A 22,369-nucleotide genomic window follows, 5' to 3' on the forward strand; every position below is an offset into this window, starting at 1 on the left:
CGACGCCGCTCTCACCTGGGGTTCAGCGCTCGTTCACCGGGATCCGAAGAGTTCGACGAGTTCAGCCTTGCCGAACATCCGTGCGGTGTCGAGGGCGGACGGAGTGCCGGCTTCCGGATTCGCGCCGCCTGCCAGGAGGGCGCGGACGACGGCGTCCTCGCCCTTGAAGACGGCTCCGGCGAGCGGGGTCTGGCCGCGGTCGTTGGCGCGGTCGGCGTCGGCGCCACGCGCGAGGAGGGCGGAGACCGCGGCGGCGTGACCGTGGTAGGCGGCGAGCATGACGAGGGAGTCGCCCTTGTCGTTGGTGAGGTTCGCGGGGACTCCCGCGTCGACGTAGGCGGCCAGCGCTTCGGCGTCCCCGGTGCGGGCGAGGTCGAAGACCTTGGACGCCAGCTCGATGACCTCGGGGTCCGGAGTCTCGCTCATCGGGTGGGCCCGCCTCTCTCCTGCGTTGTCGACCGGCGCACGGCAAGCGCGGCCGTACGAGTGAATCGACAGGGTACTGCCCGTTCGGTGACATGACCGCGCCCGGCCGAGGCAAAGATCACGGCAGTCCGCCGCCGGCCGCTCCTCTAGCGCACGCCGGGCATTTCGCCACTCGACAGCCCGTTCGACGTCCGCCGGTCAAGTGAAATCGCCCGTTTTTCACTCTAATGCACCTTTAGTCACATAGATACTTGCTGTGAACTTGGAAGGACTCATGGTGACTGTCCCCTCAACCAGGAGAACAACCAATGATCCTGTCCATCTCAGGCGTGGTCCTGCTCGGCATCATCTGCTTCCTGTTCTTCAAGAAGGACGGGATGAAGGCCTCGCACGCCCTCGTCAGCGCGCTGTTCGGCTTCTACCTCGCGGGTACGGCCATCGCCCCGAGCATCACGGCAGGCGGGCAGAGCCTCGCCGGCCTCCTGGGCGGGATCAAGTTCTGACGCCCTTCCGTCCCTTCCACCACCTCAGGAGTACTTCGTGGCCCGGCGACCACTCCCCCGCATTCTGAGCAGCGGCAGCGCACAGATCGCTCGAAGTCGAGAGATCGCGCGCACGGCCGCCGACAGTGCCACCGACGTGCTCCATCCACTGATCACGGTCTCCCGTGGTCTGCGGAAGCTGGCCGCGTCCGCGCGCGCCAAGTGGGCCGCGACCCCCAAGGAACGGCGTGGACCGACGCTGCTCCTGGTCGCGGCCTGCGTCCTGGTCGTCGCCCTCATGCCGTACGGGCCGCTCCTCGCGCTCGTCACGCTCATGGCCGCGGCCGCGTGGAAGGGGCGCGAGCGCCCGGTCGTCAGGACCGGACCCGACGACGCCGAGATCGCCCGGCTCAAGGGCCTGTACGAGGCCCTCGTGCCCTACTTCTCCGTCCCCGAGGACCCGGCCCCGCTCTTCGCCCACGGCGGCGACTGGAGCGGTGCCTTCACGGAGTACGCCTTCGACGAGGACGGGCGTCCCACCCGGCTGAAGATCGCCTACCCCCCCTACTTCACCGACGGCGAGCCCGCCGCACGCGCGCGCATCGAGCAGCTCCTGCACGCCAAGTCCGGGCGCGGCCGTGAGTACCGCTTCGACTGGGACGAGGAGGGCAACCGGCTCGTCATGAGCGTGCTGCCCGCCCTGCCCACCACCATCGCCGCCCAGCGCTTCGTCACCGTGCCGGGTGAGACCGTCCTGGGCTTCACCGACGCGGACGCCGTCCAGCGGACCGTCCCCGTGGTCGCGTCGGACGGTACGGAGGACGCGCCCGCCGTCGTCTGGCGTACCGGCCCCCGCTCCACCGAGCCGCACCTGCTGGTCGTCGGCCAGCCGGGCAGCGGCACCTCCTCCCTGCTGCGCTCGATCGCGCTCCAGGCCCTCGCCCACGGCGACGTGCTGATCGTCGAGGGCGGCGGCACCGGCGAGTACGCGTGCCTCACCGGCCGCGACGGCGTCCTGGCCGTCGAGTGCGGGCTCTCCGGCGCGCTGGCCACCCTGGAGTGGGCGGCGCACGAGACGGAGCGACGGCTGATCGCCGCCAACCGGGCCCGCCAGGCGGGCCGGCCCGCCCCCGAGGACACCCGGCGGCCGCTGTGGATCCTGCTCGACCGGCCGGGCGTCCTCGGCGACCTGGCGGCCGCCGACGGCCGCACCGACCCGCAGGAGCTGCTCCAGGTGCCGCTGCGGCACGGCCGTGCGGCCCAGGTCACGGTCGTGGTCGCCGAGCAGTTCGACAGCGCGGACACCCTGAGCGAGGCGGTACGGACCCACACCAGGGCCCGGATCGTGCTCGGCCCCGCCGCCCCCGACCAGATCGCCGCCGTCCTCGGCACCGCTCCGCACACCACCCCGACGCCCCAGGTCCCCGCGGGCCGCGGCTACGCCCGCCTGGGCAGCGGACCGGTGCTGCGCCTCCAGGTGCCGGCCACCCCCGACCCGTACGACGACGCGACGAGCGAGGCGCACCGGCAGGCGGTGCTCGAACTCCTCCCGGAGCGCCGCGACGCCGCGACGACCATGGCGATCGAGACGATCACCGTGAAGAGCCCCGAACCGGCCCCGGCACCCCGCGCCGAGCCGGACCCCGGCCCCGCCCCGCTGCACGCCCCCGTCGCCGCGGAGGGCTGAGCACCACGCGCGCGTGAAGAGGCCGGTACGGACCCCGGGGTCCGTACCGGCCTCTTCACGTGCCGCGCGATCGCGCGGGCGACTACGCCACGAACGAGCGCGGCGGCTCGGTCCCGCCGCCCGCGCCCGACTCCACGAGCCGGGCAGCGGCGGCCAGCCGGGCGGCGGCCTCGTCGGCGACCGGTCCGCCGACCGTGAAGGGCAGCCGGACGAAGCCCTCGAAGGCCCCGTCGACGCCGAACCGGGGCCCCGAGGGGACGCGGACGCCGACCCGCTCCCCCGCCTCGGCGAGCCGGGAGCCGGAGAGGCCACCGGTGCGGACCCAGAGGGTGAGGCCGCCGCGCGGCACCGAGAACTCCCATTCAGGGAGCTCCCTGCGGACCGCGGTGACGAGCGCGTCCCGGTTCTCCCGCGCCTGGTCGCGGCGGAGGGCGACGGCCTCCTCCCAGCCACCGGTGCGCATGAGCCAGTTCACGCCGAGCTGTTCGAGGACGGGGGTGCCGAGGTCGGCGTACGCGCGCGCGGCCACCAGGGAACGGATGACGTCGGGCGCGGCCCGGACCCAGCCGATGCGCATGCCCGCCCAGAAGGCCTTGCTGGCCGAGCCGACCGTGAGCACGGTGGAGCCGGCCGGGTCGAAGGCGCAGACCGGCCGGGGCATCTCCAGGTCGTCGTCCAGGTGGAGCTCGGCCATGGTCTCGTCGACGACGAGGACCGTGCCGGCCGAGCGGGCGGCGTCCACGAGCTGCCGCCGCTGGTCCTCGTCGGCCAGGGCGCCGGTCGGGTTGTGGAAGTCGGCCACCACGTACGCGAGGCGGGGCGCCGCGTCGCGCAGCACCTGCCGCCAGCGGCCCAGGTCCCAGCTGCCCAGCCCCTCGGACATGGCGACGGGCACGAGCCGGGCCCCCGCCTCCCGCATCAGCTGGAGGATGTTGGCGTACGACGGGGACTCGACGGCGATGCGCTCGCCGCGGCCCGCGAAGAGGTGACAGATGGCGTCGATGGCTCCCATGGCACCGGTCGTGACCATGATCTGTTCGGGCATCGTGGGGATGCCGCGCGCGGTGTACCGGTCGGCGAGCATCTGCCGCAGCGCGGGCAGCCCCGCCGGGTAGTCGCCGTGCGTGTGGGCGTAGGGGGGGAGCTCCTCCAGGGCGCCCTGGACACCGCGGGTGAGCCAGGGCTCGGGCGCGGGCAGCGCCGCGCAGCCGAGGTCGATCATCGAACCGAGGGCTTCCGGGGGCAGCGGTTCGAGTCCTCGCGCGGGCAGCGGGTTCCCGGCCGGTACGGCGGTCCAGCTGCCGGCGCCCCGCCGGGACTCCAGGAAGCCCTCGGCGCGGAGCGCCTCGTAGGCCGCGGCCACCGTCGTACGGCTGACGGTCAGGGCGAGGGCGAGTTCCCGTTCGGCGGGCAGCCGGGCGGCGACCGGGACCCGGCCCTCCAGGACGAGCAGCCGGATCCCGTCGGCCAGAGCACGGTAGGCGGGCGGCTTCCGCGTCCCGGGTCCGGCGGGCCGCGGCTGCTGCGCCTGGAGCTGCCGGGCGAGCTGGGCCGGTCCTACCGCCGAAGTCCACTGGGCCATCGAAATCAGTCCACCTTCCTGGAATTGGCCATGGTTGGCACCCGTTCCATCGCCACAGAGTGTCATGAGCCAGTCCACTACCACCACCCTGGGGGGAAGAACCTTGTCCATCGCCTCCGGCCGCCACGGCCGGCACCTCACCCGTCGGCTCGTCCAGCTCTACGTGGGGCTGACGCTGTACGGGGTCAGCTCGGCACTGCTGGTGCGCAGCGGTCTCGGCCTGGAGCCCTGGGGCGTGCTCCACCAGGGCCTCGCCGAGAAGTCGGGCCTGACCATCGGCGTGGTGTCGATCATCGTCGGGGCCGTGGTGCTGCTGCTGTGGATCCCGATCCGGCAGCGGCCGGGGCTCGGCACGGTGTCCAACGTGTTCGCGATCGGCCTGGCGATGGACGGCACGCTGGCGCTCGTCCCGGACGTCCACGGTCCGGCGGGCCGGATCGCGCTGCTCGTGGCCGGCATCGTCCTCAACGGGGCGGCCACCGGCCTGTACATCGCGGCCCGGTTCGGCCCCGGCCCGCGCGACGGTCTGATGACCGGTCTGCACCGGCTCACCGGCCGCTCGATCCGGCTGGTGCGGACGGCGATCGAGGTCGCGGTGGTCGCCACCGGCTTCCTGCTCGGCGGCTCGGTCGGTGTCGGCACGGTGCTGTACGCGCTGGCCATCGGGCCCCTCGCCCAGTTCTTCCTGCGCTGGTTCGCCGTTCCCGAGCCGGACTCCGGAAGCACCGCGGTCGCCCCCGCGACACCGGAAGGCGCCATACTGCGGCGGTGACTCGCGTACGCCACCCCTACCTCGACCATCCCGCGCCCCTCCCGTTCGCCCACCGCGGCGGCACGGCGAACGGCCTGGAGAACACCGCGGCCGCCTTCCGCCGGGCCGCCGCCGCGGGCTACCGCTACTTCGAGACCGATGTGCACACGACATCGGACGGGGCCCTCGTCGCCTTCCACGACGCGACCCTCGACCGGGTCACGGACGCCTCGGGCCGGATCGGCGACCTGCCGTGGGCGGCGGTGCGGGAGGCCCGCGTGGCGGGCAAGGAACCGCTGCCGCTCTTCGCCGACCTCCTGGACGAGTTCCCCGAGGCCCGCTGGAACGTGGACATCAAGGCCGAGTCGGCACTGGGTCCGCTGGTGGACCTGATCCGTGAGAGGGACGCCTGGGACCGGATCTGCGTGGGCTCGTTCACCGAGGCCCGGGTCGCGCGGGCCCAGAGGGCGGCCGGCCCGAAGCTGGCGACCTCGTTCGGGGTGCGCGGGGTGATCGGGCTGCGGCTGCGCTCGTTCGGCATCCCGGCGGCGGTACGGGCCGGGGCGATCGCCGCGCAGGTCCCCGAGCGGCAGGGCGGCGTCCGTGTGGTGGACCGCCGCTTCGTCCGGGAGGCTCACGCGCGCGGGCTCCAGGTCCATGTGTGGACGGTCAACGATCCGGCCCGGATGAACGCTCTCCTCGACCTCGGGGTCGATGGCATCATGACCGATCAACTGGAGACGCTGCGCTCGGTGCTGACCGAGCGGGGTGTGTGGGTCTGAGCGCGCGTCCCGGGGAGACCGGGCCCGGATCACCGGGGCCGTGCACGGGGACGAACGAGGGGGCGCGGCCTTGACCGCTGGAACCACCGAACCGGAGGAGTACACCTCCGATCCCGCCGAACGCAGGCGGGAACAGCGGGGCTGGTACTTCTACGACTTCGCGTGCTCGGTGTACTCGACGAGCGTGATCACCGTCTTCCTCGGCCCGTACCTGACCTCGGTGGCGCGGGCGGCGTCCGACGCCGAGGGCTACGTGCACCCGCTGGGCATACCCGTGCGGGCCGGCTCGCTCTTCGCGTACGCCGTGTCCGCCTCGCTCGTGGTCGCGATCCTGGTGATGCCGCTGGCCGGCGCGGTCGCGGACCGTACGGGCCGCAAGAAGCCGCTGCTCGCGGCCGCGGCCTACCTGGGAGCGACGGCGACGGCCGGCATGTTCTTCCTGGCGGGCGACCGGTACCTGCTGGGCACGTTCCTGCTGATCGTGGCGAACGCCTCGCTGTCCGTCTCGATGGTGCTCTACAACGCGTATCTCCCGCAGATCGCGGAGCCGGACGAGCGGGACGCCGTCTCCTCGCGGGGCTGGGCGTTCGGCTACACGTCCGGCGCGCTGGTCCTCGTCCTGAACCTGATCCTCTACTCGGGCCACGACTCCTTCGGGCTCACGGAGGGCGAGGCGGTCCGGATCTGTCTGGCCTCGGCCGGTGTGTGGTGGGGCGCGTTCACCGTCATTCCGCTGCGGCGGCTGCGGGACCGGCGCCTCGGCCCGGCGGTCCGGGACGGCGGCGCGGTCGGCAGCGGCTGGCGGCAGCTGCGGGAGACCCTCAAGGACATGCGGCGGCATCCGCTGACGCTGTCCTTCCTCCTCGCCTACCTGGTCTACAACGACGGTGTGCAGACGGTGATCTCGCAGGCCTCCGTGTACGGATCGGAGGAGCTGGGGCTCGACCAGACCACGCTCATCACCGCCGTCCTGCTGGTCCAGGTGCTCGCGGTGGCGGGCGCGCTCGGCATGGGGCGACTCGCCCGGTCGTACGGCGCCAAGCGGACGATTCTGGGATCCCTCGCGGTCTGGACGCTGATCCTGGTGGCGGGCTATCTGCTGCCGGCCGACGCGCCCGTGTTCTTCTTCTGCCTGGCGGCCGCGATCGGCCTGGTACTGGGCGGAAGCCAGGCTCTGTCGCGCTCGCTGTTCTCGCATCTGGTGCCGCGCGGCAAGGAGGCGGAGTACTTCTCGGCGTACGAGATGAGCGACCGGGGGCTCAGCTGGCTGGGTCCGCTCGTGTTCGGTCTCGCGTATCAGCTGACCGGGAGCTACCGGGATGCCATCATCTCCCTGGTGATCTTCTTCGTGGTCGGATTCGTCCTGCTCGCCAGGGTGCCGGTCCGACGCGCGGTGGAAGCCGCCGGAAACCCGATACCCGACCGTATTTAGACGTGGCAGTGAAAGGGCGGTAGTGTACGCGTTTGGCCTGCCAGGCGGACCGTTACTGCGTGCTGCTTCAGTGAAGACACTGGGTCACATCTGCCGTCAGAGGTGACAAAACGGGCACTGGTGGGTACAACAAGGGGCGGCACGACGGGCGACGCATGACCCGGCACGGGAATCTTTACCGCCGACCGGACGTTGACCGGATAACGACGACAGCGACACCTGTCCTGTGGGCGACAAGCCCGGGAGGCACGATTCATGAGTGAGCGAGCTCTTCGCGGCACGCGCCTCGTGGTGACGAGCTACGAGACCGACCGCGGCATCGATCTGGCCCCGCGCCAGGCCGTGGAGTACGCATGCGAGAAGGGCCATCGTTTTGAGATGCCCTTCTCGGTGGAAGCGGAAATTCCGCCGGAGTGGGAATGCAAGGTCTGCGGAATCCAGGCACTCCTGGTGGACGGGGACGGACCTGAGGAGAAGAAGGGCAAGCCTGCGCGTACGCACTGGGACATGCTCATGGAGCGACGCACCCGCGAGGAGTTGGAGGAGGTCCTCGCCGAGAGGCTGGCCGTCCTGCGCTCCGGCGCCATGAACATCGCCGTGCATCCGCGCGACAGCCGCAAGTCCGCCTAGCGGACGCACCGGCGGACAAGCACGACGCACAACGCCGCGGGGCCCGGTACACGAACTGTGTACCGGGCCCCGCGGCGTTCTCCGTGCCCGGCTCCCTCACCGCGGTGAGGGAGCCGGGCACGGGTGTGGGACATCAGGGCATCAGGGGCGGGCGGGGCTCGTCGGCCCGCCGCGGGCCCTGAGAGGCGTCCTCGCGGATGACCTCACCCTGGACGACCTTGCCGTCCGGGCGGTGGATACGAGCCTGCTGAAAGGCGTCCTGGAGGCTGCCGGGAGGCGCGGCGGCCATACGGCGCTCGGCGGCCCGGTCCGCGTACCGCCCGAGGAGCGAGCGGACCGGCGGGATCAGCAGGAGCAGGCCGAGGGCGTCCGAGATCAGGCCGGGGAGCATCAGGAGCAGACCGCCCAGCATCAGGAAGCCGTTGCGGTCCTCCGCGCCCGTCCGCTCCGGCGCCGGCGGCACGGCGCCCGCCTGCGCGGCGGCCTGGGCCTGCTGGAAGGTCGAGGTGAGGTTGCGGAAGGCACGGCGGCCCGCCCGCTTGACGACGGCGGCACCGAGCACGATGCCGCCGACGAGCAGGGCGAAGACGGTGAGTCCGCCCGCCACGTCCGCCACCACCGTGAGCAGCCAGATCTCGAGGACCAGCCAGGCGGCGACGGCGAGTGGAAGGAAGGTACGCGCGCGTGAGCGCTTGGGGGCGAGGGGAGGCGTTGCGCCGGTCGTCATGGTCCCCAGTGTGCCTGGGGCTCCGCCGGAACGTCGTAAAGGAAGGATCAGTACGGGACGCCCCGGCAGGGGGTCAGGAGGCCTTGCGGCCGAGCTTCCTGCCGACCTTCTCCGCCCGCGCCGACAGGCCCCAGCCGGTGACCCGCCAGAGCGCCTCGACGACGATGTTCCGGCTCATCTTCGAGTCGCCGATCTCGCGCTCCACGAAGGTGATCGGGACCTCGACGACATGGAAGCCGGCGGCGACCGCGCGACGGGCCAGGTCGACCTGGAAGCAGTACCCGGCCGAGGCCACGTCCTCCAGGCCCAGGCCCTCCAGGGTCTCCTTGCGGAAGGCCCGGTAGCCGCCGGTGACGTCGCGGATCGGCACGTCGAGCATCACGCGCGAGTAGAGGCTGCCGCCCCGGGAGATGAACTCGCGGGACTTCGGCCAGTTCACGATCCGGCCGCCCGGCACCCAGCGGGAGCCGAGGACGAGGTCCGCGCCCTTGAGGGCGGTGAGCAGCCGCGGGAGCTCCTCGGGCTGGTGGGATCCGTCGGCGTCCATCTCGACGAGGACGCCGTACCCGTGCTCGATGCCCCACCGGAAGCCGGCCAGGTAGGCGGCGCCGAGCCCCTCCTTGCCCTTGCGGTGCAGGACGTGCACATGGTCGTCGTCGGACGCGATCTCGTCCGCGAACTTGCCCGTGCCGTCAGGGCTGTTGTCGTCGGCGACGAGGATGTGCGCCTCGGGTACGGCTTCCCGCACCCGCGCGACGATCGGCTTGATGTTCTCCGCCTCGTTGTAGGTCGGAATGATCACCAAGGCCTTGCCGAGCGGGCCGTAACGCCTCTGGCCACCGTCGTTCACTACTGCCCCTTCGGATACATACACAGGCCCCCACCATAGCGAGGTCCCCGGAGTGCTCCGGCGCGGCGGGTCGGCCGTGAGGGGCGGGGGCGGCGGCCGGAGGGGCGGGAACCGCGGGTGAGGCGGTGGCCCGGCGGGGCCGTACACGCGTGTGACGTGCGGTGCGGGGCCCGTCGTCCTTCGGTCCGACCCGGGATCCGCTGGCGGCGGATCGACCGAAAGCCGTTGTCTACTGAACGTCCGGGCCCCACCCGGGTCGCACCTTCCGCCGGAGAAACCTTCCCTCGCGGCCGAGGCGCGGGCGGCGTTCGGCGCATGCGTGGAGATGCTGTCCGGTCGGACGTCCTGTGGTGGACGCGGAGAACCTACCCGCCCCCGACGGTCGACTGTCAACACCCGCTTGACCTGCGGATACTTCCCAAAAGGCCAGGCCGGAGGGGAAGATCCGCAGGTCGGGGACAAACGTGCGGAAGGGCTGTCCCTGGTGGGACATATCCCTACATCACTCGTTCGGCCGTACGAAGACCGGCTGCCCGTGCACCACCGTCCGCAGACAGACGGGGAGATCCACTCCGGGGGACAGATCGGGCAGACCGGGCGTTCCGGAGCGCGGGTCGGTGGACCAGCGGGCCACCCGGTCGTCGGGGGCCTGGACGACGAGCTCCTCGGTGCGCCAGACCGCGTAGTCGGCCGGTGCTCCCGGGACGAGCGTCCCCGCGTCGTCGCGGCCCACGGCCCGCCACCCGCCCCGCGTGTGGGCCGTGAAGGCGGCCCGGGCGGAGATCCGGTGCTCGGGCGTGCGGTGGAAGGCGGCGGCCCGGACGGTGCCCCAGGGGTCGAGCGGGGTCACCGGGCTGTCCGAGCCGAAGGCAAGCGGCACACCGGCGCGCAGCAGCGCCGCGTACGGGTTGAGGGTGCGGGCCCGCTCGGCTCCGAGCCGGTCGGCGTACATGCCCTCCTCGCCGCCCCAGAGCGCGTCGAAGGCGGGCTGGACGGAGGCGGTGAGGCCGAGCTCGGCGAAGGCGGCGACGGTCTCCGGGGTGAGCATCTCGACGTGCTCGACGCGGTGCCGGGCGGCCCGGATCCGCGCCAGGCCGAGCTTCTCGGCGGCGGCCCTGACGCCCTCGACGACGGCGGTCACGGCGGCGTCCCCGATGGCGTGGAAGCCGGCCTGGAGGCCCGCCTCGGTGCAGGCCACGACATGGAGGGCGATGGTGGCCGCCTCCAGGTGGGCGGCGCCGGTGTGGGCGGTGTCGGTGTGGTCGGCGTAAGGCTCGTGGAGGCACGCCGTGTGGGAGCCGAGGGAGCCGTCGGCGAAGAGGTCGCCGGCCGCGCCCAGGGCGCCGAGTGCACGGGCCCGCTCCACGTCGAGGTCCGCCCAGTAGCCGACGATCCGGGGGCCCGCCTCGTCGCGGGCCAGGTCCAGGAGGCCGGTGAAGTCGTCCTCGGAGGAGATCCGGGGGCCGCCGCACTCGTGCAGGGTGCCGATGCCGAGGGAGGCGGCGCGGCTCCGGGCGGCGCGCTGGGCCTCGGTGCGCTGGCGCGCGGAGACGGCGCCGAAGGCGGCGGCCCGCACGGCGTGGTGGGCGTCACCGGTGAGCGGCCGCTGCCCGTCGTGAAAGCCGTCCAGGGCGCGGACGCCGGGAACGAGGTCCAGGAGGGCGGTGGTGACGACGGCCGAGTGGACGTCGATACGGGTGAGGTAGAGCGGGCGGCCGCCGGTGAGTTCGTCGAGTTCGGCGCGGGTGAGCGGGCGGCGCTCGGGCCAGCGGGAGGCGTCCCAGCCGTGACCGATGAGGATGCGGTCCTCGGGGCGGGCTGCGGCGTGGGCGCGGATCAGCTCCGCCGCCTCGGCGAGCGAGGCGGCGGCGGACAGGTCGAGCCCGGTGAGGGCGAACCCGGTGGCGGTGGTGTGGACATGCGCGTCGACGAACGCCGGGGTGACGAGCGCACCCTCCAGGTCGACCACCTCGTCCACGCCGGTGGCGAAGGCGTCGGCCGCGCCCTCCGAGCCCACCCAGGCGACATGCCCGCGCTCCACCACCATGGCGGTGGCGAAGGGATCGGCGGGGCTGTGGACTTCTCCACCGCGCAGCAGCACCGTGCGGTGTTCGGCGGGAGACGCAGGAGGCATGGACTCACTCATGCGACCAGGCTAGGACCTGCCGGGACCCGGTTTGTCCGGCAGGTCCCCCTTGAGGGCCCCACGCGCGCGCGGGGAGCCGGCCGCGCACCTGTCGCCGCCACCCGCCGCTCGCACGAGGGCCCACGCGCGCGGGGAGCCGCACCCGGGCGCCGTACGGCCCCGCCCGGCGCGCCCGCCCCGGTCAGATGCGCGGCGGCCGCGCCTCGTACGGGGTGGAGAGGACGACGGTGGTGCGGCTGGAGACACCGGCCTGGGAGCGGATGCGGCTGAGCAGGTGCTCCAGCTCCAGCGGGGTGGCGACCCGGACCTTGAGGATGTAGTTCTCGTCACCGGCGACGCTGTGGCACGCCTCGATCTCCGGGATGTCGGCCAGCCTGTCGGGGGTGTCGTCGGGGGAGCTGGGGTCGAAGGGTTTGACCGAGATGAAGGCGGTCAACGGCAGGCCGACGGCCTCCGGGTCCACCACGGCCGCGTAGCCGCGGATGACTCCGCGCTGCTCCAGACGGCGGACGCGCTGATGCACCGCCGACGTGGACAGGCCCGTGGCCTTGCCCAGGTCGGTGTAGCTCATGCGCCCGTCCTTGACGAGCAACTCGACGATCTGACGATCCAGCTCCTCCATGCGGTGACCCTATTGCTCCCGGGGAGCGGCGGCACCGCCGGGGTCGACCGCAATCGGGCGGTATGGGTCATCACGGGGCACCTGCGGCGGGCATGTGACGAACGCCACAGGATTGCGTCCGGCCTGGGGTACTGCCACACGATTATGCGGACGGCCGCATGGGAAGTGCTTGCTGTGGTCGAGGCCGTACAGATCCGGCCGACCCACCCGAGGGGGAGATTCTCCATGCAGGAGCCTGTTGATTCGGTCGACACGTCCGAAGAGCTCGACGCGTACGACACCTTTGAGATGTTCCGGGTCATCTGCCCGGAGTGCGTGCAGCCGATCGCGCTGCTCGCGGACGAGGACGCGCTGCCGGAGCACGCGCTCTGCCCGACGCCGTGGAACCCCTTCGTCCTGACGGTCTGCCCGGGGACGGGTCTGTCGGCGACCGAGGCCCGCCCGGCCGACGACACCCTGGAGGTACAGGAGCAGGACACCGCCCTGCTCCTGACGCTGCCCCTGGGTCTCGACTGGCGCACACAGCCCTTCTCCCACGTCGGCGGACCGGGCTCCCGCCCGATCCGGGTGCCGCAGATGCGGCGCGCGGCCTAGGGAGTGTCCGGACGGGGCCTCCGGGCCCCTCCGCTCACCAGTAGCTTCCCCGCACCATCGCCGCCAGCGTGGCGTGGTGCAGGATCAGGCCGTCGGGGTCCGCGGGCACCTCGACCTCGCCGAAGTGGGCCTGCCGGTAGGCGATCCTGAGCATCACGATCGCGTGGCGCAGCGCCGCGTAGAGCGTGTGGAACTCCATGTCGCGCGGGATGTGCCCGGTCAGTTCCGCGTAGCGCCGTTCGACCGCGTCGCGCCGCAGGAATCCGGGCAGTCCGGGCTGCCCGAAGCCGACCGTCAGGTCCTGGAAGAAGCGGTGCAGGTAGACCGCCCATCCGAGGTCGACCTCGCGCGGCGCGCAGGCCGCCATCTCCCAGTCGAGGACGGCGGCGGGGACGAATCCGTCGTAGACGATGTTCCCGATGCGCGCGTCCCCCCAGACGAGGACGGCCGGGCCCTCGTCGGCCGGCCAGTGCGCCTCCAGCCAGTCGAACGCAGACTCGATGAGCGGCGAGGGGGCGAGACCCTCCACCACCCAGGCGTAGTAGGCGCGTTGGGCGTCGACGTGCCGGCGCAGCGGCGTTCCCGGACCGTCGGGCAGCAGGAACTCGGCCTCCTTCGCCGGGAACTGGTCGTGCAGGCGGGCGAGGACCGAGACGGACTCGGCCTCCAGCAGGGCGCGTTCGTCGTCGGTGGCGGCGTGCAGCCAGTTCCCCTCGTACGTATAGGGCATGACATCCGGCGGGACCCGGCCCTCGGCGCGGGCCATCACGAAGAAGGGGGCGCCGAGCGGCCCGGGGTCCTCTTCGAGCCACAGCACGCGCGGCACGGGGATGTCGGTGTGCTCGCCGACCAGCCGCATGACCCGGTGCTGGCGGGCCATGTCGTAGACGGGGAAGACGGTGTACGCCGCGGGGTCGGCGGCCAGCCGCAGGGCGCAGCCGCGTACCGGGGCGTCCGGGTGGTCCAGGTCGAAGAGCAGGGTCTCGCTGGACATGCCGTTGGAACCCGGAACGGCGAGCCCGGTGACGCGGGCGCCGGGCAGCTGCCGGTCCAGCCAGGCGGTGAGCCGGCGCCCGAGTTCCTCGGGGTCGCGGGTGGTGGTGCGGGGGCGGGGCGCGGAGGTCAAGGGGAGCTCCTCGGAGAGCCGTCGACAGGGAGGGTTCGGCATGGTGGGGCGGTCGGCGCGGGAGGTTCGGCGGCGCAGCCGGGCCGCCGGCGCGGGAGGTTCGGCGCGGGAGGTTCGGGTGGGGCGGTTGCCGTAGGAGGGCCGGCGCGAGCGGCCGCCGAGGACGCGGGAGGTTCGGCGCGGTTGGGGCCGCCGGGGACGCGTGCCTTCGGGTCGCCCGGCGCGAGGGAACGGGGACCTCTCGGCAGTCCGCCCGAAGCGCGGGGGTGACGGTTCCTCAGCGGGCGGTCGACGTGTGGTCGGCGAAGCCGCTGGGGTCGTGGCGGCCGAACGAGCCGTGCTCGAAGATGCCGTAGCCGGTGTGCCCGTCGAGGGTGAAGCGGGCTGCGTGGTCGGTCACGCCGTACGCCGCCATGGGGTGGGCGGCCGGGTCCGTGAGGTCGTAGACGCGCCGGTCGGTCCAGCCGCGGCCCTGCCAGGTGCCGTGCTGCCAGTCGGTGGCGGGCGGGTAGCCGGCGCCGACGGCGAGCGGGGAGGAGGCGAGGATGTCGACGCCGATCTCCAGGGGCTTCCCGGTCGGGTCGGTGAGGTGGATCGTGGCCCCTTCCGGGTGGCGGGTGCCTGTCCGGTAGGTGATCTCGGTGCGGGGCCAGCCGAGTTGGGTGTCGCGGTGGCCGTCGCGTACGAGCAGGGCCTCGTTGAGGGTGCGGTAGCCGTCGGCGTCCTCCTGGGCGATGACCATGAGGAAGCGGTCCTCGAAACGCATGGGTATCCAGAGCCAGTGGAATCCCTCGGGGCGGAACTCGGCACCGCGGCCGGGCTCCTCGCCGGGGATCGGGCGGACTCCCCAGCTGCGGTCGCGGGTACCGGTCCACTCCCCCGGGGTGACCGCGAACTCCTCGCCGCCCGCCCTGATCGTGCCCGCGCAGTGTCCGGCCTGGACGAAGCGGCGGCCCTCCAGGGTGAGGCGGCCGCCGTGTCGCTGCGTGTGGTGGGGTTCCCAGACGGCGGGGAAGGCGCCTGTCCAGCTCAGGTCGTACGAAAGGCCCTCGGGGTCGGCCGGGTCGGCCGCGCAGCTCAGGGAGAGGCGCTTGAGGGGCTCGTCGACCGTGATGGTGAACGGGCCGACGGAGAGGTTCATGCGGTCGTCGCCGAGCGCGTCGGAGGCCCGGACGGCGTGCAGCCGGTCGCCGGCGCGGAGGGTGGCGTAGGCGTCGACGACCCCGGTGTTCGGGTACACCCCGAGGCCGGCGATGAGCAGGGCGCGTCCGGTGTGGTCGAAGACGTGGAAGATGCAGCGGTCGTAGGCGTTGCGGTCGCCGCTGACGTGGTGCTTCATCGAGAGCGGGGCCTGGTGCACGGGGTATTCGTCGAGTGCGACGGGCCGGTCGTCGACGTGCCGGTGCACGGACATGGCTGACCTCCTGGTCGGCGAACGCGTGTCTTCCGCGAGAGGACCTGACGGTACGTCAGGTTCCTGTCGAGGGGCCAGAGCCGTGCACCGGGTACCGGACGAACTGCCGCTCGAATCCCCTCGGCGGTGACCACGGCCGCCGGGGCGCGTTGGTCCGGGCATGACCACGCTGTACACGACCCCCAGCGGAATCGGTCGGCACCGACAGGCCGAGCCGCGCCTTGAAGAATCGGTTCCTCACCCGCCGTCGGCGCCCGCGCCGACGGCCGCACCGGCACATCCGCCCGCGCCGGTCCCCGTACCCGTCCCGGTACCGGCGCAGGCGCCCTCGCCGACCCACCTCCCCGCCGACCCGCCCATCTACAAGGCCGTGCTCTCTCTCTGGGCGAGCCAGGGGCGCACCCTCCCCGGCCATCGCGACCAGGAATGGGCGCGGCTCGCCTCGGGCCCCGTCTGGGCGGACCGCACGGTACGGGTCAGCGGGACCCTGGTCCGGCCGGGCGACGGGCGGTGACCACCCGCCGATTCTGACGGGAAGGGACGCGCACACGCGGTGCGGCCGGCCGAACCCGGCCTGCCCGGCGTGCACTCCGGCGTGCCCGGCGCGTGAGCCCGTTCCGCCGGCGCGCGAACCGGTCGGCCAGCCCCGCCCGTGAACCGGGCGCCCTAGCGCACCACGCGGTAGCGCAGGTACACGAACCTGCGGCCGAACGTGCGGGTCTCGACGAGGTCGAGCTCCACCTGACGCTCGTTCCGGGCGAAGAACGGAATGCCACCGCCGACCAGCACCGGGTAGACGATGACCTGGTACTCGTCGATCAGGTCCAGCGAGGCCGCCTCGGCGGCGAGCGTCGCGCCGCCGATCGCGATGTCGCCCTCCCCCGGCTCGGCCCGCAACCGCTCGATCTCCTCCGCCACGCCACCGGTGGCCAGGCGCGCACGGCCCCGCACCTCCGTCAGCGTGCGGGAGAACACCACCTTCGGGAGCGGATTCCAGAGACCGGTCCACTCGCGTTCCGCCTCGTCGAGCGACCCCTCCTGCTCGGCGGTCTCCCAGTACAGCATCGTCTCGTACAGGCGCCGTCCCAGCAGATGGACGCCGACCCCCCGGATCTGGTCGATCCAGAAGCGGAAGACCTCGGCGTCGGGGACCGACCAGTCGAAGCCGCCGTCCGGGCCGACGATGTAGCCGTCGAGCGAGATGTTCATCGAGTACGTCACGCTGCGCATCAGAAGTCCTCCTCGGGGGCGGGAGACCCGCGCGGAGATCGTCGCGACGGCGGGTCCGGCTGCCCTGCTACTTTCCCCCCTTCAGCAGCTCCCGGCTGATCACCACACGCTGGATCTGGTTCGTGCCCTCGACGATCTGGAGCATCTTCGCCTCGCGCAGATACCGCTCCACGGGGAAGTCCGCGGTGTACCCGTACCCGCCGAGCACCTGGACCGCGTCCGTCGTGATCCGCATGGCGGCGTCGGAGCAGAAGAGCTTGGCCATCGCCGCGCTCCGGCCGAAGGGCCGCCCCTCGTCCCGGAGCCGTGCCGCCTCCAGGTAGAGCGCACGGCCCGCCTCGATCAGGGTCGCCATGTCGGCGAGGAGGAAGCGCAGCCCCTGGAAGTCGGCGATCGGCCGGCCGAACTGGCGGCGTTCCCCGGCGTACGCGACAGCGGCGTCCAGAGCCGCCTGGCCGAGCCCGACCGCGCAGGCGGCGATGCCCAGCCGCCCCGAGTCCAGGGCGTCGAGGGCGATGGCGAAGCCCTGCCCCTCCGCGCCGAGGCGCCGTGCGTCGGGGACCCGTACGCCGTCGAAGTGGAGCTGCGCGGTGGGCGAGCCCTTCATGCCCATCTTCCGCTCGGGCGGGGCCGCGCCCAGTCCCGGCGCGTCTCCCGGCACCAGGAAGGCGGTGATGCCCCGCGACCCCTCCTCGCCGGTCCGGGCCATCACGGTGCAGAAGTCGGCGATCCCCCCATGGGTGATCCACGCCTTGGTCCCGTCGATCACCCAGTCGCCGCCGTCGCCGTCCCGGACGGCCCGGGTGCGGAGCGCCGCCGCGTCCGATCCGGCGGAGGGCTCGGAGAGGCAGTACGCGCCGAGCAGGCCGCCGCCGAGCATCGCGGGGAGGTGGGCGGCGCGCTGCTCGTCGGTGCCGTAGCGGGCGAGCGCGTGACAGGAGAGGCTGTGGACGCTGACGCCGAGCCCGACGGTGAGCCGTGCCGCGGCCAGCTCCTCGAGGACCTGGAGGTAGACCTCGTACGGCTGACCGCCCCCGCCGTGCGCGGGGTCGTAGGGCAGTCCGAGCAGCCCCGAGCGGGACAGCAGGGTGAACAGCTCGCGGGGGAACCGCCCGGCTTCCTCCTCCTCGGCGGCGCGCGGGGCGATCTCCCGCCGCGCGATGTCCCGCGTCAGTGCGAGCAGCTCGCGGGCCTCGTCGGTGGGCAGCCGGCGCTGGACGCCGTCCGGGGTGCTGTCGGCCATGGCCGGGCGCTCCTCCCTGCCGGGCGCGCACACGGGCACGGGCGTGCGGGGCGCGCGCGGGGTCGCGGGGAGTATGCCCGTTCGAGGCGTCGGGATCACCCGGCGACCGGGGGATCACACGGACGCCGGAGAGGCTCCCGGGCCGCCCCCTACATGAGGCCGGCCCGCGTGACGAGCACGGCGAGCAGGACGACCAGGGTCCAGCCGAGGACGTGCTCGAGGAGCTTGGGGCCCTGGTCGTCCTTCGGACCGCCCGTCCGGGCGCGGAGGAGGAATCGGGTGGTGGCGGCGGAGGCGGAGGTCATGGCGACCACCTTGCGGTACGGGGGCGGCCCCGGGGTAGAGACGTCGGTCACGTCCCCCGGGGCCGGGCCGCCGCGTCAGACGACGCCGAGGGCCGCGAGCGCCTTGCGCTGCGCGGGCGAGGGCCGCTCGGGGAAGTAGAGGTAACAGACCCCTCCTGTGCCGGAGACCACTTTCCCGCTCGCGTTGTACCGCTTGGTGCGGAGCCAGATGTTCTCCACATGGGAGGGCGCCGCACACTACGCGGCACCCTCCTGCACAAACATGCAGGTCAGAGGCACGAACCATGCGAGGTAAATCGGGCGCAGATGCGCTGGTGCTGACCTGGTGCTGACTTCCGCCGGCGTCCGTTCCGGTCCGTTCGGGTGCGTCGTGCCGGATCGGTGCTGACTCCCTCCCCCGCCACATCTCCGTGCGGCGGTTCCCCGCCCGGGGCACGCGCAGGTGCTCGCACGCGTCATCGACACCGTCATGCGACGAGCAGAGACCTCCCCGCCGGACATCAGTCCGCTCCTTCCGTCCGACATCAACCGCATGGCACTCCTCCGGTTGGCTCGGATCCGCTCCATCGGCCGCGGCAGGTCGTTCCTGGACAACATTCCTTCCCGTAGGCATTGCTTCGGCGCCGCCCCCTTCCTCAACTTCACGTCGGCACGGGAGGCGGGCCGTCTCCGTTCGGGTGGTGTCTACGTCATGACAGCCATGGAGATCGGCTAGACCTTCAGCGCGCCCGCGCTTCGCCATTGAGGCCCACAGGGCGAGGCCGGCGCTGACGGAGCGGAGGTGGCGCGGACTTCCAGCGGCGCGAATCCGCACTGCGAATACGAGCGCGACCTGCCACGGCGGTTCAGATCGGTGTGCCACGGTTCAGTAGACGAGCGACTGACACTCGACAACAGAACCACAAGAACGTCTGCACGTTCAGTGCGGGTCTACTGAACTGGCTTCACCCTCTCATCTCCTCGCAATCAAAGCGTCCTTCATGCTTGACATGGATCCGACCGCGGGTGCCTCATGGTGGACACCCCCGACGTGCAGGCCAGCGGCTCGGTCACAGAACTCTGACAACGTTGTCTAGTCGTCGGAGTTCTGCGCGGACGGGCTCCTTCCACCATTTCTCACAAGGAGAGGCATGACCAAGTCACCGCGCAGGACGTGGCTCACGGCCGCAGGCAGCGCCCTCGCCGGCGTCGCCGGGCTGCTGCTGCCCGTCTTCGGCACCGCCGGAGCCGCCCAGGCCGCCGACGGCGGCATCCACGTCAGCAACGGCCGCGTGTACGAGGCCAACGGCAACGAGTTCGTGATGCGCGGGGTCAACCACGCGCACGCCTGGTACCCGACCGAGACCGGGGCCATCACGGACATCGCCGCCAAGGGTGCCAACACCGTCCGCGTCGTCCTGTCCAGCGGCGACCGCTGGACGGAGACGAGCGCCTCCCAGGTGTCGTCGATCATCGGCGACTGCAAGACCAGCAAGGTCATCTGCGTCCTGGAGGTGCACGACACCACCGGGTACGGCGAGGACGGCGCCGCCGCCTCCCTCGACCAGGCCGCCGACTACTGGGTGGGCGTCAGGAGCGCCCTTCAAGGCCAGGAGGACTACGTCGTCGTCAACATCGGCAACGAACCCTACGGAAACAGCGGTTACACCGCTTGGACCGGCGCGACCAAGAGCGCCATCGGGAAGCTCCGGAGCGCCGGCATCGAGAACGCGCTCATGGTGGACGCCCCCAACTGGGGCCAGGACTGGTCGAACACGATGCGCGACAACGCCGCCTCGGTCTTCGCCTCCGACCCGCGCCGCAACACGATCTTCTCGATCCACATGTACGGCGTGTACGACACGGCCGCCGAGGTCCAGAACTACCTCAACCACTTCGTGAACAACAGACTGCCGATCGTCGTCGGAGAGTTCGGCGACAACCACAGCGACGGCAACCCCGACGAGAACGCCATCATGGCCACCGCCCGCTCGCTCCGCGTCGGCTACCTGGGCTGGTCCTGGAGCGGCAACGGCAGCGGCGTCGAGTACCTCGACATGGTCACCGGCTTCGGTCCGAACGCGCTCACCGCCTGGGGCGACCGCTTCTTCAACGGCGCCGACGGCATCTCCGCCACCTCCACCCGCGCCACGATCTATGGCGGCGGATCCAACGGCGGCGGCACCGGCGGCACTGCCCCGAACGGCTACCCGTACTGCCTGAACGGCAGCTCCTCCGACCCCGACGGCGACGGCTGGGGCTGGGAGAGCAACCGCTCCTGCGTCGTCCGCGGCAGCACCGCCGACACCGGGTCGGGCGGCGGCACTGCCCCGAACGGCTACCCGTACTGCCTGAACGGCAGCTCCTCCGACCCCGACGGCGACGGCTGGGGCTGGGAGAGCAACCGCTCCTGCGTCGTCCGCGGCAGCACCGCCGACCGCTGAGGCACCGGGGTGCCCTCCCGTACTCGGCGACGGGAGGGCACCCCACGTCGTACTGCGGGTCAGGCCAGCTGGGTGGCCTGCAGACGGGCGTACGCGGAGTCGCGGGCGAGCAGTTCCCGGTGGCTCCCGGACTCCACCACCCGCCCCCGTTCCAGCACCACGATCCGGTCCGCCCGCCTGATCGTGGAGAGCCGGTGAGCCACGACGAAGACCGTCCGGCCGGCGACGAGGCGGGCGAGAGCCTCCTGGACCTGTGCCTCGGAGCGGGCGTCCAGCGCCGAGGTCGCCTCGTCGAGCACCAGCACCCGGGGGTCGCGGACGAGGGCCCGGGCGATCGCGAGCCGTTGGCGCTGGCCGCCGGAGAGCCGGGCGCCGCGCTCGCCCACGACGGTGTCGAGGCCGTCCGGGAGCGCGTCGACGAACTCCGCGGCGTTGGCGTCACGCAGGGCGCGCCGCAGTGTCTCGTCGTCGACGCGCTCCATGCCGTAGGTGACGTTCTCGCGGATGCTTCCCTCGAAGAGGACGGACTCCTGGGGGACGACGGAGACGAATCTGCGGAAGCTCCGCAGATCCAGCTCCGCCATGTCCTGTCCGTCGAGGCGGACCCGGCCGGCCGTGGGGCGGTGGAAGCCGAGCACCAGGTTGAGCAGGGTGGACTTCCCGGCGCCGGAACCGCCGACGATCGCGAGGGTGGTCCCGACCGGCACGTCGAGGTCCACGTCGCTCAGGGCGGGCTCGTCGGCGTCGCCGTGCGTGAGACCCACGCCCTCGAACCGGAACGCCCCGGCGACCGAATCGACCCGCCGCTTGCCGTCGTTCGTCTCCAGGTCGGGTGCCTGGAGGACCTCACCGACGGACTTGAGGGACTCCGCGGCCTTGCCCACCACGGGCGCGAGGGCGAGCAGGCTCGTCACGGCTCCGGTGAGGGTGGAGAAGTAGGCGCTGAGCATGACGACCTCGCCCGGTGTGACCGACGTCCACCCGTAGTAGGCGACGAGCGCCGCGCCCGCGAGACAGGCCGTGCCGAGGCCGTTGAAGACGACCCAGGACAGGGATCCGAAGCGGGCGTTGAGCAGGTCGAGCCGGGTCCCCTCGCGCTGCACCCGGTCGAGCTCGTGTCCGACGCGGCCCAGGGCCGCGCGCTCCAGCGCGTGGGCCCGGGTGATGGGGATGAGGGTGGCCATGTCCGTGACGGAGGCGGACATGCGCTCCACCGAACGCCGGTAGGAGGTGTTCCCCTCGCCGAGCCGCGCGCGCAGGGCCCCGATGAGCAGCACGGCCACGGGGACGAGGACGAGGAAGACCGGCAGGAAGACCGGGGTCACGACGGCGATGACGGCGAGGCCGCCGGCCAGCGTCGCGACGGCGGTGAGGCCGTTGTCCGCGGTCTGCTGGAGTCCCGTCTCCAAGGTCTCGACGTCCCGGACCACCTTGGCGTGCAGCACGGACGAGCTGGTGCGGCTGTGGAAGCCGATGGAGAGCTGCTGCATCCGGGTCACGAGGGCGGACCGCAGATCGCGGCCGAGCCGGCGTACCGCCCCGTGCATCCAGCGGACGTACAGCAGGTGCAGCGGTGGGTTCAGGAGGAGGACCGTGAGCATCACGGCGCAGTTCCCCCACAGTTCGGAGATCGGCCGGTGCTCGACGACGACGTCGATCACGTTCGCCGTCACCGGGGGGAGCAGCCAGACGGGCGCGTGCTTGGCGAAGAAGACCGCCACGGCCCCGGCGAGACGCGCGTGATCGGGCAGGAAGAGGTGGTGGACGGTGCGGATCGGGTGTTCGCCGCGGTAGCGGTGGTCGAGCGGACTGTTGTTCATGGCTTCTGCGGGCTTCCTTCGTCGGGGCCGGCCGCACCTCTCGCCGTGGCACGCGCCCGGTGACGGCGGGTGAGCCAGGGCAGAGGCCCGCCGCGTA

22 protein-coding genes and 1 pseudogene are annotated in these 22,369 nt (G+C 72.4%); 10 read left to right on the top strand and 13 right to left on the bottom strand.

The annotated features are described in order from the left end of the window. Window positions 1–33: 33 nt before the first annotated feature. Entirely contained in the window at window positions 34–426 is a 393-nt protein-coding gene (locus OG392_RS06560) for an ankyrin repeat domain-containing protein (protein ID WP_329276573.1), read from the bottom strand. 308 nt (window positions 427–734) lie between these two features. Between OG392_RS06560 and OG392_RS06565 the strand changes: the two genes are divergently transcribed. Next, complete coding sequence (locus OG392_RS06565; RefSeq protein ID WP_015032212.1) at window positions 735–929, top strand: hypothetical protein; 195 nt, start codon at window positions 735–737, stop codon at window positions 927–929. A 37-nt stretch (window positions 930–966) separates the two neighbouring features. Then, window positions 967–2,595: a hypothetical protein gene (locus tag OG392_RS06570; RefSeq protein WP_329276576.1), complete on the top strand. Its 1,629-nt coding sequence runs from the start codon at window positions 967–969 to the stop codon at window positions 2,593–2,595. Window positions 2,596–2,677: 82 nt separating this feature from the next. On the opposite strand, the gene OG392_RS06575 is transcribed toward OG392_RS06570, so the two are convergent. Beyond that, the gene (locus OG392_RS06575) at window positions 2,678–4,177 is read right to left on the bottom strand and encodes an SCO1417 family MocR-like transcription factor (RefSeq protein WP_329276578.1); all 1,500 of its coding nucleotides are present in this window, start codon (window positions 4,175–4,177) and stop codon (window positions 2,678–2,680) included. A gap of 64 nt (window positions 4,178–4,241) precedes the next feature. Here OG392_RS06575 and yczE point away from each other — a divergent pair, with 64 nt between their 5' ends. From yczE to OG392_RS06595, 4 genes are all read left to right on the top strand, one after another. Further along, entirely contained in the window at window positions 4,242–4,949 is a 708-nt protein-coding gene (gene yczE, locus OG392_RS06580) for a membrane protein YczE (protein ID WP_329276580.1), read from the top strand. Next, a complete protein-coding gene (locus OG392_RS06585) occupies window positions 4,946–5,710 on the top strand; it encodes a glycerophosphodiester phosphodiesterase family protein (RefSeq protein ID WP_329276582.1) in 765 nt (254 codons plus the stop codon). Before yczE ends, OG392_RS06585 begins: the two co-directional genes overlap by 4 nt. A gap of 70 nt (window positions 5,711–5,780) precedes the next feature. Next, a complete protein-coding gene (locus tag OG392_RS06590; RefSeq protein ID WP_329276584.1) occupies window positions 5,781–7,142 on the top strand; it encodes an MFS transporter in 1,362 nt (453 codons plus the stop codon). 255 nt (window positions 7,143–7,397) lie between these two features. Then, window positions 7,398–7,772 (top strand): RNA polymerase-binding protein RbpA, encoded by a 375-nt coding sequence (locus OG392_RS06595; RefSeq protein WP_015032218.1) that lies wholly within the window; start codon window positions 7,398–7,400, stop codon window positions 7,770–7,772. 133 nt (window positions 7,773–7,905) lie between these two features. On the opposite strand, the gene fxsA is transcribed toward OG392_RS06595, so the two are convergent. The 4 genes from fxsA to OG392_RS06615 form a co-directional block, all read right to left on the bottom strand. Then, on the bottom strand, window positions 7,906–8,499 hold the full coding sequence (gene fxsA, locus OG392_RS06600; protein WP_329276586.1) for an FxsA family membrane protein: 594 nt from the start codon (window positions 8,497–8,499) through the stop codon (window positions 7,906–7,908). 73 nt (window positions 8,500–8,572) lie between these two features. Then, entirely contained in the window at window positions 8,573–9,349 is a 777-nt protein-coding gene (locus OG392_RS06605) for a polyprenol monophosphomannose synthase (protein WP_329276588.1), read from the bottom strand. 502 nt (window positions 9,350–9,851) lie between these two features. Then, window positions 9,852–11,495: an amidohydrolase gene (locus OG392_RS06610; protein ID WP_329276590.1), complete on the bottom strand. Its 1,644-nt coding sequence runs from the start codon at window positions 11,493–11,495 to the stop codon at window positions 9,852–9,854. Between the two features lie 181 nt (window positions 11,496–11,676). Beyond that, complete coding sequence (locus OG392_RS06615) at window positions 11,677–12,117, bottom strand: Lrp/AsnC family transcriptional regulator (protein WP_073818744.1); 441 nt, start codon at window positions 12,115–12,117, stop codon at window positions 11,677–11,679. 225 nt (window positions 12,118–12,342) lie between these two features. Here OG392_RS06615 and OG392_RS06620 point away from each other — a divergent pair, with 225 nt between their 5' ends. Then, on the top strand, window positions 12,343–12,711 hold the full coding sequence (locus OG392_RS06620) for a hypothetical protein (protein WP_329276594.1): 369 nt from the start codon (window positions 12,343–12,345) through the stop codon (window positions 12,709–12,711). Window positions 12,712–12,745: 34 nt separating this feature from the next. Here OG392_RS06620 and OG392_RS06625 read toward each other — a convergent pair whose 3' ends face one another. Both OG392_RS06625 and OG392_RS06630 read right to left on the bottom strand, forming a co-directional pair. Next, a complete protein-coding gene (locus OG392_RS06625) occupies window positions 12,746–13,837 on the bottom strand; it encodes a phosphotransferase family protein (RefSeq protein ID WP_329276596.1) in 1,092 nt (363 codons plus the stop codon). Window positions 13,838–14,114: 277 nt separating this feature from the next. Next, window positions 14,115–15,251, bottom strand: a complete 1,137-nt coding sequence (locus OG392_RS06630) for a DUF7064 domain-containing protein (protein ID WP_329276598.1) — start codon at window positions 15,249–15,251, stop codon at window positions 14,115–14,117. Window positions 15,252–15,411: 160 nt separating this feature from the next. Here OG392_RS06630 and OG392_RS06635 point away from each other — a divergent pair, with 160 nt between their 5' ends. Further along, window positions 15,412–15,765 (top strand): hypothetical protein, encoded by a 354-nt coding sequence (locus tag OG392_RS06635; protein ID WP_329276600.1) that lies wholly within the window; start codon window positions 15,412–15,414, stop codon window positions 15,763–15,765. A gap of 152 nt (window positions 15,766–15,917) precedes the next feature. On the opposite strand, the gene OG392_RS06640 is transcribed toward OG392_RS06635, so the two are convergent. The 4 genes and pseudogenes from OG392_RS06640 to OG392_RS06655 all read right to left on the bottom strand — a co-directional run. After that, window positions 15,918–16,481 carry a dihydrofolate reductase family protein gene (locus OG392_RS06640; protein ID WP_329276602.1) on the bottom strand — a complete coding sequence of 188 codons (564 nt, stop codon included), beginning with the start codon at window positions 16,479–16,481 and terminating at the stop codon, window positions 15,918–15,920. Between the two features lie 67 nt (window positions 16,482–16,548). Further along, the gene (locus OG392_RS06645; RefSeq protein WP_329276603.1) at window positions 16,549–17,724 is read right to left on the bottom strand and encodes an acyl-CoA dehydrogenase family protein; all 1,176 of its coding nucleotides are present in this window, start codon (window positions 17,722–17,724) and stop codon (window positions 16,549–16,551) included. A gap of 149 nt (window positions 17,725–17,873) precedes the next feature. Further along, window positions 17,874–18,029: an SCO1431 family membrane protein gene (locus tag OG392_RS06650; RefSeq protein WP_329276605.1), complete on the bottom strand. Its 156-nt coding sequence runs from the start codon at window positions 18,027–18,029 to the stop codon at window positions 17,874–17,876. A gap of 75 nt (window positions 18,030–18,104) precedes the next feature. Then, a pseudogene (locus tag OG392_RS06655) lies at window positions 18,105–18,245 on the bottom strand (peptidase C39 family protein); the annotation flags it as partial. A 253-nt stretch (window positions 18,246–18,498) separates the two neighbouring features. Between OG392_RS06655 and OG392_RS06660 the strand changes: the two are divergent. Together OG392_RS06660 and OG392_RS06665 are read left to right on the top strand one after the other, a co-directional pair. After that, window positions 18,499–18,744 (top strand): hypothetical protein, encoded by a 246-nt coding sequence (locus tag OG392_RS06660; RefSeq protein WP_329276607.1) that lies wholly within the window; start codon window positions 18,499–18,501, stop codon window positions 18,742–18,744. 415 nt (window positions 18,745–19,159) lie between these two features. After that, window positions 19,160–20,452, top strand: a complete 1,293-nt coding sequence (locus tag OG392_RS06665) for a cellulase family glycosylhydrolase (RefSeq protein ID WP_329276609.1) — start codon at window positions 19,160–19,162, stop codon at window positions 20,450–20,452. Window positions 20,453–20,511: 59 nt separating this feature from the next. Here the strand turns inward: OG392_RS06665 and OG392_RS06670 are convergent, their stop codons facing one another. Further along, entirely contained in the window at window positions 20,512–22,272 is a 1,761-nt protein-coding gene (locus tag OG392_RS06670; protein WP_329276611.1) for an ABC transporter ATP-binding protein, read from the bottom strand. Window positions 22,273–22,369 lie beyond the last annotated feature (97 nt).

The sequence above is a fragment of the Streptomyces sp. NBC_00691 genome (assembly GCF_036226665.1).
In the GTDB taxonomy this organism is placed as follows: Bacteria; Actinomycetota; Actinomycetes; order Streptomycetales; family Streptomycetaceae; genus Streptomyces.

Excerpts from the sequence above, each read along its gene's own strand:
- OG392_RS06560 (WP_329276573.1), bottom strand. The coding sequence starts at position 426 with ATGAGCGAGACTCCGGACCCCGAGGTCATCGAGCTGGCGTCCAAGGTC.
- OG392_RS06565 (WP_015032212.1), top strand. The coding sequence starts at position 735 with ATGATCCTGTCCATCTCAGGCGTGGTCCTGCTCGGCATCATCTGCTTC.
- OG392_RS06575 (WP_329276578.1), bottom strand. The coding sequence starts at position 4,177 with ATGGCCCAGTGGACTTCGGCGGTAGGACCGGCCCAGCTCGCCCGGCAG.
- yczE (WP_329276580.1), top strand. The coding sequence starts at position 4,242 with ATGAGCCAGTCCACTACCACCACCCTGGGGGGAAGAACCTTGTCCATC.
- OG392_RS06595 (WP_015032218.1), top strand. The coding sequence starts at position 7,398 with ATGAGTGAGCGAGCTCTTCGCGGCACGCGCCTCGTGGTGACGAGCTAC.
- fxsA (WP_329276586.1), bottom strand. The coding sequence starts at position 8,499 with ATGACGACCGGCGCAACGCCTCCCCTCGCCCCCAAGCGCTCACGCGCG.
- OG392_RS06610 (WP_329276590.1), bottom strand. The coding sequence starts at position 11,495 with ATGAGTGAGTCCATGCCTCCTGCGTCTCCCGCCGAACACCGCACGGTG.
- OG392_RS06615 (WP_073818744.1), bottom strand. The coding sequence starts at position 12,117 with ATGGAGGAGCTGGATCGTCAGATCGTCGAGTTGCTCGTCAAGGACGGG.
- OG392_RS06620 (WP_329276594.1), top strand. The coding sequence starts at position 12,343 with ATGCAGGAGCCTGTTGATTCGGTCGACACGTCCGAAGAGCTCGACGCG.
- OG392_RS06630 (WP_329276598.1), bottom strand. The coding sequence starts at position 15,251 with ATGTCCGTGCACCGGCACGTCGACGACCGGCCCGTCGCACTCGACGAA.
- OG392_RS06635 (WP_329276600.1), top strand. The coding sequence starts at position 15,412 with ATGACCACGCTGTACACGACCCCCAGCGGAATCGGTCGGCACCGACAG.
- OG392_RS06640 (WP_329276602.1), bottom strand. The coding sequence starts at position 16,481 with ATGCGCAGCGTGACGTACTCGATGAACATCTCGCTCGACGGCTACATC.
- OG392_RS06645 (WP_329276603.1), bottom strand. The coding sequence starts at position 17,724 with ATGGCCGACAGCACCCCGGACGGCGTCCAGCGCCGGCTGCCCACCGAC.
- OG392_RS06650 (WP_329276605.1), bottom strand. The coding sequence starts at position 18,029 with ATGACCTCCGCCTCCGCCGCCACCACCCGATTCCTCCTCCGCGCCCGG.
- OG392_RS06660 (WP_329276607.1), top strand. The coding sequence starts at position 18,499 with ATGCGACGAGCAGAGACCTCCCCGCCGGACATCAGTCCGCTCCTTCCG.
- OG392_RS06665 (WP_329276609.1), top strand. The coding sequence starts at position 19,160 with ATGACCAAGTCACCGCGCAGGACGTGGCTCACGGCCGCAGGCAGCGCC.
- OG392_RS06670 (WP_329276611.1), bottom strand. The coding sequence starts at position 22,272 with ATGAACAACAGTCCGCTCGACCACCGCTACCGCGGCGAACACCCGATC.